A 12,905-nucleotide genomic window follows, 5' to 3' on the forward strand; every position below is an offset into this window, starting at 1 on the left:
ACGGCTTCAGCCAGTGAGCCGAAGCGCCAGGTTCGCCCCAGCCGGTCGCGCAGGATCCGGTCGGTCGGCAGTTTCGGCAGCGACAGCGCCAGGAAGCGGTTTTCCGCCTGACGATGGGGCGCAAAGGAACGAGCGGTCATGTGAACTCCAGACGAGATCGATCCGGCAGGGCGGCGCGAAACGGTTCTTCTCGACGGCGAGGCGAAAGACCGGCGCACCGATGAGGCGGGGTCGGTCGGCAAGATCGGCGACGGGGCGCGCAGGGCTTGGCCGGATGCGCAGGCGCAGGGGCGCCGCGGTCGCCTCCGCATGGCCGCTCTGGCGCAGGAGAAGCAGCGGGATCTTCGTGCCACGCGCCCGCAGATGAAGGCGCCGGGTCCCTTCGAGACCGAGCTGCCGGGGATTGCCGCGCACCTCAAGAACGACGAGCGACAGCGCCGCACAGCGCGCCGCCTCCTCCGCCGCCCAGAGCGCCTCCTCCAGCCGCCGGGCCGCGACGAGGGTAAGCGCCTCCGCCGGAACGCCGAACGCCTGAAGGCCCATCGGATAAGGAAGCCCCGCCTCCGAAAGCGCCGGCGCCTCGGTGATCCAGAGAACCGGACGTGAAGGCGCCGCCTCCAGCCGGCCGGCCAGCGCCATGGCAAAGCCCGCAAGACTCCCCGCATCACGAACCGCATCGCCATGAAGCTCTGCAAGGCCCCGAACCGGAAAGCCACCGCCGAGAGCGCTGTCGAGAACATCATCGCCTAGAGAGGCCGTCTCGCCGGCCGAAAGTCCGCATGGCCGAGGCTGCAGCGCCGTGCCTGACATGGCGGCCGGAACCGTAGAGGTTCTCTTCAGTCGCCCCGATTTAGGAAAATCCTCTTTATGACCGCGTTTCATGGGCCAATCGGAAGACCGAGCCTCTCCGGCCTCCCAACGGTTCCAAGAACCGCTTCCCGCCTCCGCCCGACGCGGAACCTCGTTTCCGTCCTGAAACCAGGTGGCAGGCTTGTCCTCGATCCGGGCGATTTCCTCGCGGAGATGCTCCACGAGTTGCGGTCCCGACCGACCGAAGCCCGGCCTTTCAGGAGCTCGCGGCCATTCGGACGCACTTACCCGAGGCCCGGATCGCGCCGCCGCGATGCAGACAGACATGACTTCCTCCTTCCGCCGCCCCAATGAAGGACAGCCGGCGGTTCGACTCGAAATCGTTATCGTTCCCGATATGTTCTTATGGATTCCAGAGGCAACCGAAAGAGTCAAGAATGCCTATAACAGCAAATTTTCCTAGCTAAAGATTCGTACGGAACGGGCTTTCCTGAAACAGCCCTCACGGTCGGCAAACGGCTCGAAAAGTTCGATCAGCGCCGAAGCTCGTAAACGCCCTCGGGCCGCCAGCGTGGGAGAGGGACGTTGAAGAGGGCCGCATCGGCAAGGGTTTCGAAGGTGTAACTGCGGGGCTCGGAGGAAGGCTGGAGATAGCTCGTCTCGCCGGGAAGGCCCATGGGGTAGAGCTCGTTGCGGCTCGCTTCGTAGGCCGCCGTCTCGGCGCTGCAGACGCGCATGCGCATGTCCTCGGGCTGAAGATCCGGCCGGTTCGGGAGCGATTCGAGATCGGTGCCCGCGGGCCGAAGCGCACCGGCGAAGGCTTCGCTCATCAGCTTGGCGGCCCGTTCGGCGCGCTCGCGCCCGGTTGTCGCACCAAGGAGGACGACGAGGATACGCCGACCGTCCCGCTCGGCCATGGCCACGAGATTGCGGCCCGAGGCACAGAGGAAACCCGTCTTCAGGCCGAGCGTGCCCGGAAAATCGGTGAGGAGTACGTTCTCGGTTTCAAGTTTCTTGCCGTCGATGACCACGATCGAGGTCGTGAAGAGCTCGCGGTATTCCGGGAAGTCGCGCGTCGCGGCGAGTCCGAGAAGCGCCAGATCGCGCGCCGTCGTATGCTGGCTAGCCGCGAAGAGGCCGTTCGGATTGTCGAAACGGGTCGCCGTCATGCCGAGGCGAGCGGCGGTCGCGTTCATGCGCGCGGCGAAGGCCTCGACACTGCCGGCGACCCTCTCGGCGAGCGAGATCGAGACCTCGTTGGCCGAACCGACGACCATGGCGAAGAGCGCATCCTCAAGCCGCATGGCGCGGCCGGCGCTGAGGCCGGCATGGAGCGAGGCCTCCGTCATAGCGCGCTTGGAGATGGTGACCGGCGTGTCGAGGCTCACCTCGCCGGCCCTCAAGGCCTCGAAGGTGACATAGGCCGACATCAGCTTCGTCGTCGACGCAGGATACCAGGGGTGGCCGGCCTCTTCGGCGAAAAGGACTGCGCGCGTCCCGGCATCGACGACAAGAGCAGGCGTCGCATGGGCGAAGGGCGTTGTGAGAATCAGCGGCAGACCGATCACCGCCCGGGCGCGGAGCCGGCGAAGGCTATCCCTCATAACCGGGACTCCAGCCCATACTAAAGCGGCCCAAAGGACCGACGCGATACCGGCTCTTCATGCGGCTGGCGGTCAGAACGGGAGGTACTCTCCCACTTTCGACAACAGCGACTGCGAACCGCGCAGCCGGCGCTCCTTCGTCGCCTCATCGACGCCGAACTCGCCGACAGGTGCGGCGGCGGAGGGCTGACGGTAATCGAGCGGCGGCTCGGACAGCAGCTTTCGCGTTTGCCGATCTGCGGCGTTACGTTCGGCCATTCTCTGTTTGTAAAGCTCGGAACGCCTGGCGAGTTCATCCGGCCGGAGCACGTTGGCCTCGCCGTACTTCTGCGTCTTGGCGAAGTCATAGCCGCTGCCGCGGGTCCGATCGAGATAGTCCTGCGTCACGCCTTCCTTCTGCCGGTTCATCTCGGAAGCCGGCACCGGGCCTTCGCCCTGATAGGCGGCCGCTTGCAGGCGGGCAGCGCGCTGCCGTGCAGTCTCCGGGCCGGTCCGCTGCTGAGGCGCTGGAAGGACCGACGTGTTCTCGGGTGTGCGCAGAGCCTCACGCTCGGTATAGGCGATCGGTTCGGCATCGCTGGACCCACCGAGGGCGACGATGTTGTTCAGATCATCGAACAGCATCTGACCCTGGCTCTTGCCAGTACCGTAGGTCGGCCCGAGACAGCCTGAAAGCGCGGCTACACCTGCGAACAGGACGGCCTGTCCGGTCCGTTTCATCAGGATACGGCGTGCGTCGATCGAAATCATCAAACTGGCCCCCTCGGCCCTCGTCCCCATGGGCGCGCGACTGGACCCCCCGCATCAGCGCGCCGCTTTTCCGGCTCTTGTCAGCGGAATCAGGCGACAATGCGCCGTTATGTTAGTCCGCGAAGCGATGTCATAAAACTTCGTCGCCCGCTGTGGCAAGGCGGCGACGCCTGCCGCCTCGCACGTCTTTGCAAACTCAGGCAGCCGTGGTCAGACGGCCGTCCGCCTTCAGTTCGCGCAGGGCTTCGGCATCCCGCACGGAGACGTCCGGGAATTCCGGATCGGAGCCGACATCGCCGGTGATCTTCCAGGAACGGGCGCATTTCGCCCCTTGCGCCTTTTCGAAGACGACGGCGACACCTGCGATCTCCGGCAGACGGAAGGCGTCCGCCGGTCCATCGCCGGCTTCGATCCGAAGGCCCGAGGTGATGGCGATCTCGGCAAAATCCACCGAATCTGCGAGCGCGCGGAGCTGGTCATCGGTAATATGAACCGTTGGCCAGGCTTCGAGCGAAGAGCCGATCACCTTGTCCCTGCGCTTTTCTTCCAGCGCGCCCATGACGACGCGGCGCACCTTGCGGATTTCCTTCCAGCGCGCCGCCAGCGCCTCGTCGCGCCAGGCCGGATCGGTGGCGACGAACTGTTCCAGATGAACGGACTTCGCCTTCGGATAACGCGAGAGCCAGGCTTCCTCCGTGGTGAAGGGCAGCATGGGCGCAAGCCAGGTCACCAGCCGGTCGAAGATCATCCGCACGACTTGCAGCGATGCCTTGCGGCGGGTCGCGGACGGCGGATCGCAATAGAGCGAATCCTTCCTCACATCGAAGTAGAAGGCCGACAGTTCGGTGACGACGAAATCGAGAAGCGCGCGGGAGATGCGCTTGAAGTCGAACCCGTCGTATCCCTTGCGAACCAGTTCGTCGAGCTCGGCGAGGCGGTGGAGCATCAGCCGTTCGAGTTCCGGCATCTCGTCATGGGAGACCGTCTCGCCGCGATCATGGGCGAGCGTGCCGAGCATCCAGCGGACCGTGTTCCTCAGCTTGCGATAGCTGTCCACATTGGTCTGGAGGATCGTCTTGCCGAGCCGAAGGTCCTCCGAATAGTCGGACGAAACAACCCAGAGGCGCAGGATATCGGCGCCGGACTGCTTGATCACCTCTTGCGGCGTGACGACGTTACCGAGGGACTTCGACATCTTGCGCCCCTCCTCGTCCATGACGAAGCCATGGGTGAGGACCGCGTTGTAGGGCGCTCGGCCGCGCGTGCCGCAGCTTTCCAGCAGCGAGGAGTGGAACCAGCCGCGATGCTGGTCGGAGCCTTCGAGATAAAGGTCCGCCGGCCATTTGAGGTCGGGCCGCTTCTCGAGGCAGAAGGCGTGGGTGGAACCGGAATCGAACCAGACGTCGAGGATGTCGCGGACCATTGCCCAGTTCTCGTTCGCCTTCGAGCCGAGGAAACGCTCTCGCGCGCCGTCGGCGAACCAGGCATCCGCGCCCTCCTCACGGAAGGCCTGAAGGATGCGCTCGTTGACCGCGTCGTCCTTCAGGATCTCGCCGTCCTCGTTGACGAAGACGCAGATCGGCACGCCCCAGGCCCTTTGCCGTGAGAGAACCCAGTCCGGCCGATCGGCGATCATGCCGCGCAGGCGGTTCTGGCCGGAGGTTGGGACGAAGCGGGTCTGGTCGATCGCGGTCAGGGCGCGGTTGCGCAGGGTATCCTCGCCAGCGGTCTGACCGACCGTGTCCAGCCTATATCCACCGAGATCCTTGTCCATCTCCACGAACCATTGCGGCGTGTTGCGATAGATCACCGGCTTCTTGGAGCGCCAGGAATGCGGGTAGGTGTGCTTCAGCCGGCCGCGCGCGATCAGGTTGCCGCGCTCGGTCAGCGCCGCGATGACGCGGGCGTTCGCATCACCCTTCTTGCCCTTGTCGTCGAGAACGCGGGCCGCGCCGCCTTCGGAAGCTTCGTCGAAGCCCGGCGCATCCTTGGTGTAGAAACCCGCATCGTCGACGGGGAACGGGATTGTCGGATCGATGCCGCGTCTTTCGAGATCACGCTTGGCGTCGATGAAGGCGTCGAAGTCCTCCCGGCCGTGGGACGGTGCGGTGTGGACGAAGCCCGTGCCTGCATCGTCTGTGACGTGCTCGCCATAGAGCAGCGGCACCGGAAACGCGTAGCCGCCGGCAAGGCCCTTGAGGGGATGATCGCAGACGAGGCCTTCCAGATCAGCCGGTGCGACGTCGCCCACGCGCTGCCAGCCGCCCTGCGGAACGCGGGCCTTGGCGAAGACCTCGCCCGCGAGCGCATCAGCCAGGAGGTAGCGCTCGCCGTGCTTGGCCCAGCGCGGGCTCTCTGGATCGTCCGGCGCGGTCACGGCATAGACGCCGTAGGAGATGCGGTCTGAGAAAGTGATCGCCCGGTTGCCGGGGATCGTCCAGGGTGTCGTCGTCCAGATGACGACTTTCGCGTCCTTCAGAAGGAGCGCTGATTCCGTACCGCCAGACAGTCCGTCCACGTCGAGCGCCTGCATCATCGCGCCCATCTGCGCTTCTTGGGACATGCGCACCGGGAAAGTCGCCCAGATCGTGTCGGACTCGTAGTCGTGATATTCGACCTCGGCCTCGGCGAGCGCGGTCTTTTCGACGACCGACCACATCACCGGCTTGGAGCCACGATAGAGCTGTCCGCTCATCGCGAACTTCAGGAGCTCGCCGGCGATGACGGCCTCTGAATCGAAGTTCATCGTCAAATACGGCGTCGCGAAATCGCCCTCGACGCCAAGCCTGCGGAACTCCTCGGTCTGGACGCCGATCCAGTGGGTGGCGAAGTCGCGGCATTCCTGCCGGAACTCGTTGATCGGCACCTGGTCCTTGTCGAGGCCCTTGGCGCGGTACTGCTCCTCGATCTTCCACTCGATCGGCAGGCCGTGGCAGTCCCAGCCGGGCACGTAGTTGGAATCGTAGCCCCGCATCTGGAAGGCTCGGGTGATGACGTCCTTCAGCACCTTGTTGAGGGCATGGCCGATGTGGAGATTGCCGTTGGCGTAGGGCGGGCCGTCGTGCAGCACGTATTTGGGCCTTCCCCGCCCGGCTCTACGCAATTCGCCATAAAGATCCATCGCGTCCCATTTGGCGATCCATTCCGGCTCGGCCTTGGGAAGCCCGGCTCGCATCGGAAAATCCGTCTGCGGCAGGAAGAGGGTGGTGGAGTAGTCGAAGGTTTCCGGCGTCTTTGCGCTCGGAGATTTCGTCTCGCTCATAGGTGTCTTTGATCCAGACTAGCGGCCACATCTCGCATCGAAAACGTCTTGTGGCGCGTGAAAATCTTGGGCTGCGCCACAGAAAGGGACGCAGATCTCGCGCGGCTTCGTCCCGGTCCCTCGTCGCTCTTGTCAGGCGGCGTTCAGAGGGCCGGGCGGCTAATTCGTATCTTGTGGATGATCGCGCGCGACTTTGACATGGCTGTGCCTTTAGCAAGTGCACAAGCGATTGGAAAGAACGTCAACCGCTCACCAGACACTGCGGTCGAACTTGTCGTAGATAATCTTTCGCATCACACGGGTCGCGAGGCCAGGCGCAAACCGGCCGAAAAGGGAAAAAGCGCGGTTCGAAACGCCGGGAACGACCAGGAAACGCCTGGCCAAAGCGGCCTTTAGGATCGACCGCGCGGCGGCCTCTGCCGTCATTCGCTTCTCCGCCCGCGCATCCGGCGGCGCATGGCGCGCGGCCTGCGTGGTGCGCATCGGCCCCGGACAGGCGAGCGTCACCGAAAAGCCCCGCCGCTTCATCGGCTTGCGAATGCTCCTCGCATAGATCGCGATCGCCGATTTCGAGGCTGCGTAGCTCGCCGCGCCCGGATAGCCGACGAAATGCGACAGGGAGGACACGAAGACGAGATGGGCACCGTCGTTCAACGATCCCGACCGGACGAGGCCGTTCGCAAGCACGATCGGTGCCTCGGCATTCACTGCGAGCACCTGGCTATGGGCTTCGGCGGGTATCGTCTCGAACCGGCCGGTCGCGGAGATCCCTGCATTCAGCACGACAAGATCGAACGGCCCCGCCGCGATCGCCTCACCAAGCGCCTGGTCGACCGCATCGCGCCACACGAGATCGGCTCGGATCGCCACGTGCTCGCCCTCGTCGCGATCGTGGCCGACCACCTTCCAGCCTTCGTCGATAAGCCTGTCCGAGATCGCGCGGCCGAGACCAGCTGCCGCTCCGGTGACGAAAGCGCGCTTCAAAACCGCGCTCCATGGATCAGTTTGTGTCTAAGGGTTCGACCAAGGCCCAGTACGGCTCGCGCCCGCTCGGCCGCGATTGTCTCCTCGACCATCGCGGCCATCCTTTCGGGCGAGGCGAAGATCCGACGCATACGCTTCGGATCGAAACCGGCCTTATCGTGCATTCCCGTCGCGATCGGACCCGGATGGATCATCGAGACGCCGATACGGCCGCGCCACTCCTCGCGCAAGGCGCGGGCGAACGCTTCGAGCCCGCCCTTGGAGGCAGCATAGCTGGCGAGATTGGCCGAACCGCCCTGCGCCACCGATCCGATGAGCACGAGCCGACCGTGTGCTCTTTCGAGGAACGGGAAGAGATGGCGAGCAAGGAGTACCGGCGTTGCGAGGTTTACGGAGAGCGTCTCGCGAATGCTCTCCGCGTCCTCGTCGAACGGATCGCCGTAGCGGCCGGTCCCGGCATTGAGGACGGCGAGATCGAGACGGTCGATACTCGCCGCGTCGAGCGCTCTTAAGATCGAGGCCACTGCGTCCGCACCCGCAGAAAGATCCGCCGACACGTAAACTGCATCTTCAGGCACCTTGTCGGGAAACGAGGTACGCCGCCCGGTCAGCACGAGGCGATATCGCAAGGCCCAGCGCCGCGCGAGAGCCAGCCCCAGACCGGCAGTCGCCCCGGTGATCAGAGCGACAGGCTTGCCTCTGGCGTCCGACATTAGAAACTGAGAGCCCGGTCGAGCGGGGAGAGCGGAACAATCTCGGCGAGCACCGCCCGCGCCTCCTCCGCGTCCCGGTCCATCTGGGCGACCAGGGCTCCCGCGCTGTCGAACTTGGCCTCGCCGCGCAGCCGCGAGACAAGCGCGACCTCCACCGTCTCGCCGTAGAGATCGCCGGCAAAGTCGAAGATGAAGGTCTCGAAGAGCGCAGCGCCGTCGTCGAAGGTCGGGCGGCGGCCGTAGCTCGCAACGCCATCGTGAAGACTGCCGTCGGCGCGCCGCAGCCGCACCGCATAGATGCCGTGGGCGAGCAGTTCGTCCTGCAGCACCAGATTGGCCGTCGGAAAGCCCAGTGTCCGACCCAGCTTCTTGCCATGCACGATCTCGCCCCGGATTGTGAAGCGATAGCCGAGAAGCCCGGCTGCCTCCTCCACCCGGCCTTCCCTCAAGGCGGCACGGATGCGGCTCGACGAAACGGTCTCGCCGCCCTCGTCCTCGAAGGCGGGCACCAAGGTCGCACCAAAGCCAAGCCGCAAGCCCGCCCGACCAAGACTTTCCGGTGTTCCGGAGCGTTTTGCACCGTAATGAAAGTCGAACCCGGCCACCACGTGGGACGCACCGAGGGCCTCCACGAGCACGTCATCCTCGAACTTTTCCGGCGCGATGCCGGCAAAGTCCCTCGTGAACGGCTGTTCGATCACAGCATCAAAGCCGAGAAGGCCCAGTATCCGTGCCTTCATCGGCGCTGGCGTGATGCGGGCGACGGGCCTGTCGGGCTTGAAGACCGTGCGCGGATGCGGCTCGAAGGTGAGGCATAGAAGTGGCTTGTTCTCGGCGGCACCGATCTCCACGGCCTTTTCCAGAACCGCGCGATGGCCCCGATGAACGCCGTCGAAATTACCGATCGCGACCACGCCGCCGCGAATATCGGCCGGACAATCCTCGACCGAGCCGAGCCGCTGGATTGCTTCGTAACGCCCGGCCAAGATCACCTCAGGGCCGGCATGAAGTATTGCGCCGAAAGGCCGTTCTGGCCGAGGAGTCGCGTCACGCTCTCGGCACTCGGGTCGACAGAATTAAGCTCGTCACCGTGGATGCCACGCGTAATGAAAAGCACGTCGAGGCCAAACGCCTTCGCACCCTTGATATCGGTCGGCATACCATCGCCGATCGCCAGGATCCTGTGACGCTCAGCCTCTCCGAAGCCGATCCGCTCGGCGGCCAGCTCATAGATCGGACGGTGCGGTTTGCCGGCAAAGGCGACTTCGCCACCGAGCGCCGCGTATTCCCTCGCAATTGCGCCAGCGCAATAGATGAGCTTCTCGCCGCGCTGGACGACAACGTCGGGATTGGCGCAGATCATCGTCAGTTCACGATCGCGCAGATCTTTGAGAAGCTCACGATAGTCGTCCGGCGTCTCGTTCTCGTCGTCGAAAAGGCCGCTCGCCACGATGCGCGAAGCCTCGTCCATCGGCACCCGCTCAACTTCAAGGCCCTTGAAGAGATCGAGGTCACGCTCCGGGCCGATGTGGTAGACCGGACCGTCGCCCTTCGCGATCAGGTCGCGCGTCGCATCGCCCGAGGTCACGATGTGGTCAAATGCGTTTCGGTCGAAGCCCATGCTTTCAAGTTGTGCCACGACCCCATCGTGGGGCCGCGGCGAATTTGTAAGAAGCACCACCTTGAGCCCGTCGTGGCGCGCCGAAAGCAGTGCCTCCTCGGCGGCGGCGAACTTGGAAACTCCGTTGTGAACAACACCCCAGACATCGCAGATGATGGCGCCGTAGCCTTCGGTGACGTCCTCCAACCTTTCGATCCTGCGACTTTCTTCGGCGGTCGTCTCTGCCATCAACGGCTCCTTCGGTGTCTTTCTGCCAACTGGCGTTAGGGGCAATTGAAGAGCGGGGTCAAGGCCGCCCCTTGCGCGCGCTCGACGGCGTGGCCAAATGGAGCACGTGCTGCGACATTTTTTGCATTTCCCCGCTTGACGCCGGCGCGCCTCCTCCCCTATTTCCGCCGCCGTTAGCACTCTCGACCGATGAGTGCTAAAGTTCATTCGAGCCGGATGCCTCGTCCTGAAGAAGGGTCCGGCATTTCGCACAACAAGGGTTCAAAGAACATGGCAGATGCGAACTTCCGTCCGCTTCATGACCGCGTGCTCGTCCGCCGCGTCGAGTCCGAAGCGAAGACCGCAGGCGGGATCATCATCCCGGACACCGCGAAGGAAAAGCCGCAGGAAGGCGAGATCGTCGCCGTCGGCTCCGGCGCGCGCGACGATAGCGGCAAGGTCGTGCCCCTCGACGTCAAGCAGGGCGACCGCGTCCTCTTCGGCAAGTGGTCGGGCACCGAGGTCAAGCTGAACGGCGAAGACCTGCTCATCATGAAAGAGTCCGACATCATGGGCATCGTCGGCTGACCGCCGGCGCGTTTCAGCCTTTCGAACTCTTCCCATTCACTCGATCAAGCGTGGCCGCAGGCGGCACGCTGAGGAGAAACCCAAATGGCAGCTAAAGAAGTCAAGTTCGGCCGCGACGCTCGCGAGCGCATGCTGCGCGGCGTCGATATTCTCGCCGATGCGGTAAAGGTCACCCTCGGTCCCAAGGGCCGCAACGTCGTCATCGACAAGTCCTTCGGCGCTCCGCGCATCACCAAGGACGGTGTCTCGGTCGCCAAGGAAATCGAACTCGAGGACAAGTTCGAGAACATGGGCGCGCAGATGGTGCGCGAAGTCGCCTCCAAGACCAATGACAAGGCTGGCGACGGCACGACAACGGCGACCGTTCTCGCTCAGGCCATCGTCAAGGAAGGCGCAAAGGCGGTTGCCGCCGGCATGAACCCGATGGACGTCAAGCGCGGCATCGATGCGGCCATCGCCAAGGTCGTCGAAGCGCTCGGCGAGGCAGCCCGCTCGATCGACACCTCGGACGAAGTCGCCCAGGTCGGCACGATCTCGGCGAACGGCGAGAAGGACGTCGGCGAGATGATCGCCAGCGCCATGCAGAAGGTCGGCAACGAGGGCGTCATCACGGTCGAGGAAGCCAAGACCGCCGAGACCGAGCTCGAAGTCGTCGAAGGCATGCAGTTCGACCGTGGTTACCTGTCGCCATACTTCGTCACCAACGGCGAGAAGATGGTCGCCGAGCTGGAAGATGCCTACATCCTGCTTCACGAAAAGAAGCTCTCGAACCTTCAGGCGATGCTGCCGGTTCTGGAGTCCGTCGTCCAGTCGTCCAAGCCTTTGGTCATCATCGGTGAAGACGTCGAAGGCGAAGCGCTCGCGACCCTCGTCGTCAACAAGCTGCGCGGCGGCTTGAAGATTGCCGCTGTCAAGGCGCCTGGCTTCGGCGACCGCCGCAAGGCAATGCTCGAAGACATCGCAATCCTCACCGGCGGCACGGTCGTTTCGGAAGACGTCGGCATCAAGCTCGAAAACGTCACCCTCGACATGCTTGGCCGCGCCAAGAAGATCTCGATCACGAAGGAAAACACCACCATCGTCGATGGTGCCGGTGAGACCGAGCAGATCAAGTCGCGCGTCGGCCAGATCAAGGCGCAGATCGAGGAGACCACCTCGGACTACGACCGTGAGAAGCTGCAGGAGCGCCTCGCAAAGCTCGCGGGCGGCGTCGCCGTCATCCGCGTCGGTGGCTCGACCGAAGTCGAAGTGAAGGAGAAGAAGGACCGCGTCGACGACGCCCTCAACGCGACCCGTGCGGCCGTCGAGGAAGGCATCGTGGCCGGTGGCGGTGTCGCGCTTCTTCGCGCTTCGAACGCCGTCGATCTTAAGGGTGTCAACGCCGATCAGGACGCAGGCATCGCCATCGTCCGCAAGGCGCTTCAGGCTCCGCTGCGCCAGATCGTGCAGAACGCGGGTGCCGAAGGCTCCATCGTCGTCGGCAAGATCCTGGAGAACGAGTCGCTCTCCTTCGGCTACAACGCCCAGACCGGCGAATACGGCGACATGATCCAGATGGGCATTGTCGATCCGGTCAAGGTCGTCCGCTCGGCCCTTCAGGACGCTGGCTCCGTTGCCGGCCTTCTCGTCACCACCGAGGCGATGATCTCGGAAGCGCCGAAGAAGGACAATGGCGGCGGCGGCATGCCCGCCGGCGGCATGGGTGGTATGGGCGGCATGGGTGGTATGGACTTCTAAGTCCGACACTCAGGCGCAAGAAGCACCTGAATTCTGTGGGGGCGGTCCTTCGGGGCCGCCCTTTCTCATGTGGCGGACGGGAAGCAACCCCTATTCGGGGGCATTCGCCCCACCGTCACATCAGCCAGCAGACGACCTGACCCGCCGCTCTTGCGGCTTGACGCCTCGACTTCGCGAGATCAAATGGCCGCATGATTTCCCAACGCGCCCGCTATGCGATCCGTGCGGTGTTCAATGTCGCCGACCGTTCCACACCGGTCTCGGCTGCAGTGATCGCCGAGGAGGAAGCGATCCCGAAGAAGTTCCTCGAGGCGATTCTCGCGGATCTCAAGCAAGCCGGGTTCTTGGCGAGTTCGCGTGGGAAGAACGGCGGATATCTCCTCGCCCTCCCCCCCGCAGAAATCAGTTTCGCCGACATCCTGCGGGTGATCGACGGTCCGCTCGCTCTTGCGCCATGCGCGAGCCGCACCGCCTATCGCCGATGCGCCGACTGCAAGGACGTGGAAACCTGCGAGACGCGAAAGGCACTTCTTCGGGTCCGCGACGCGACGGCCGAAATTCTCGAAAACCGGCGCTTCGACGAGACTGGGCGAACAGAACGTCCATAACGAGATTATTTCCAAAACCGG

General features: G+C 64.2%; 11 protein-coding genes. 3 read left to right on the top strand and 8 right to left on the bottom strand.

What is annotated here, in order from left to right:
- Window positions 1–6: 6 nt before the first annotated feature.
- The 8 genes from FP2506_RS13740 to FP2506_RS13775 all read right to left on the bottom strand — a co-directional run bounded on the left by FP2506_RS13740 (window position 7) and on the right by FP2506_RS13775 (window position 9,972).
- Window positions 7–1,137 (bottom strand): ImuA family protein, encoded by a 1,131-nt coding sequence (locus FP2506_RS13740; protein ID WP_148227577.1) that lies wholly within the window; start codon window positions 1,135–1,137, stop codon window positions 7–9.
- A gap of 206 nt (window positions 1,138–1,343) precedes the next feature.
- Window positions 1,344–2,414: a D-alanyl-D-alanine carboxypeptidase family protein gene (locus FP2506_RS13745; RefSeq protein ID WP_007068136.1), complete on the bottom strand. Its 1,071-nt coding sequence runs from the start codon at window positions 2,412–2,414 to the stop codon at window positions 1,344–1,346.
- A 72-nt stretch (window positions 2,415–2,486) separates the two neighbouring features.
- Window positions 2,487–3,164, bottom strand: coding sequence for a hypothetical protein (locus FP2506_RS13750; RefSeq protein ID WP_007068137.1), 678 nt, complete (start codon window positions 3,162–3,164; stop codon window positions 2,487–2,489).
- 196 nt (window positions 3,165–3,360) lie between these two features.
- Window positions 3,361–6,426, bottom strand: a complete 3,066-nt coding sequence (gene ileS / locus FP2506_RS13755) for an isoleucine--tRNA ligase (protein WP_007068138.1) — start codon at window positions 6,424–6,426, stop codon at window positions 3,361–3,363.
- Window positions 6,427–6,675: 249 nt separating this feature from the next.
- Complete coding sequence (locus FP2506_RS13760; RefSeq protein WP_007068139.1) at window positions 6,676–7,410, bottom strand: SDR family NAD(P)-dependent oxidoreductase; 735 nt, start codon at window positions 7,408–7,410, stop codon at window positions 6,676–6,678.
- Entirely contained in the window at window positions 7,407–8,123 is a 717-nt protein-coding gene (locus tag FP2506_RS13765) for an SDR family NAD(P)-dependent oxidoreductase (RefSeq protein WP_007068140.1), read from the bottom strand. The genes FP2506_RS13760 and FP2506_RS13765 overlap by 4 nt, the downstream gene beginning before the upstream one ends.
- Complete coding sequence (locus FP2506_RS13770; RefSeq protein WP_007068141.1) at window positions 8,123–9,115, bottom strand: bifunctional riboflavin kinase/FAD synthetase; 993 nt, start codon at window positions 9,113–9,115, stop codon at window positions 8,123–8,125. Before FP2506_RS13770 ends, FP2506_RS13765 begins: the two co-directional genes overlap by 1 nt.
- A complete protein-coding gene (locus FP2506_RS13775; protein ID WP_007068142.1) occupies window positions 9,112–9,972 on the bottom strand; it encodes a TIGR01459 family HAD-type hydrolase in 861 nt (286 codons plus the stop codon). The genes FP2506_RS13770 and FP2506_RS13775 overlap by 4 nt, the downstream gene beginning before the upstream one ends.
- 270 nt (window positions 9,973–10,242) lie before the next feature.
- Between FP2506_RS13775 and groES the strand changes: the two genes are divergently transcribed.
- From groES to FP2506_RS13790, 3 genes are all read left to right on the top strand, one after another.
- Complete coding sequence (groES, locus tag FP2506_RS13780) at window positions 10,243–10,539, top strand: co-chaperone GroES (protein ID WP_007068143.1); 297 nt, start codon at window positions 10,243–10,245, stop codon at window positions 10,537–10,539.
- Window positions 10,540–10,623: 84 nt separating this feature from the next.
- Entirely contained in the window at window positions 10,624–12,276 is a 1,653-nt protein-coding gene (gene groL, locus FP2506_RS13785) for a chaperonin GroEL (RefSeq protein WP_007068144.1), read from the top strand.
- Window positions 12,277–12,467: 191 nt separating this feature from the next.
- Entirely contained in the window at window positions 12,468–12,884 is a 417-nt protein-coding gene (locus tag FP2506_RS13790; protein ID WP_007068145.1) for an RrF2 family transcriptional regulator, read from the top strand.
- Window positions 12,885–12,905 lie beyond the last annotated feature (21 nt).

It is taken from the genome of Fulvimarina pelagi HTCC2506 (genome assembly GCF_000153705.1).
GTDB lineage: Bacteria > Pseudomonadota > Alphaproteobacteria > Rhizobiales > Rhizobiaceae > Fulvimarina > Fulvimarina pelagi.

Excerpts from the sequence above, each read along its gene's own strand:
- FP2506_RS13750 (WP_007068137.1), bottom strand. The coding sequence starts at position 3,164 with ATGATTTCGATCGACGCACGCCGTATCCTGATGAAACGGACCGGACAG.
- groES (WP_007068143.1), top strand. The coding sequence starts at position 10,243 with ATGGCAGATGCGAACTTCCGTCCGCTTCATGACCGCGTGCTCGTCCGC.
- FP2506_RS13745 (WP_007068136.1), bottom strand. The coding sequence starts at position 2,414 with ATGAGGGATAGCCTTCGCCGGCTCCGCGCCCGGGCGGTGATCGGTCTG.
- FP2506_RS13790 (WP_007068145.1), top strand. The coding sequence starts at position 12,468 with ATGATTTCCCAACGCGCCCGCTATGCGATCCGTGCGGTGTTCAATGTC.
- FP2506_RS13775 (WP_007068142.1), bottom strand. The coding sequence starts at position 9,972 with ATGGCAGAGACGACCGCCGAAGAAAGTCGCAGGATCGAAAGGTTGGAG.
- FP2506_RS13765 (WP_007068140.1), bottom strand. The coding sequence starts at position 8,123 with ATGTCGGACGCCAGAGGCAAGCCTGTCGCTCTGATCACCGGGGCGACT.
- ileS (WP_007068138.1), bottom strand. The coding sequence starts at position 6,426 with ATGAGCGAGACGAAATCTCCGAGCGCAAAGACGCCGGAAACCTTCGAC.
- groL (WP_007068144.1), top strand. The coding sequence starts at position 10,624 with ATGGCAGCTAAAGAAGTCAAGTTCGGCCGCGACGCTCGCGAGCGCATG.
- FP2506_RS13740 (WP_148227577.1), bottom strand. The coding sequence starts at position 1,137 with ATGTCTGTCTGCATCGCGGCGGCGCGATCCGGGCCTCGGGTAAGTGCG.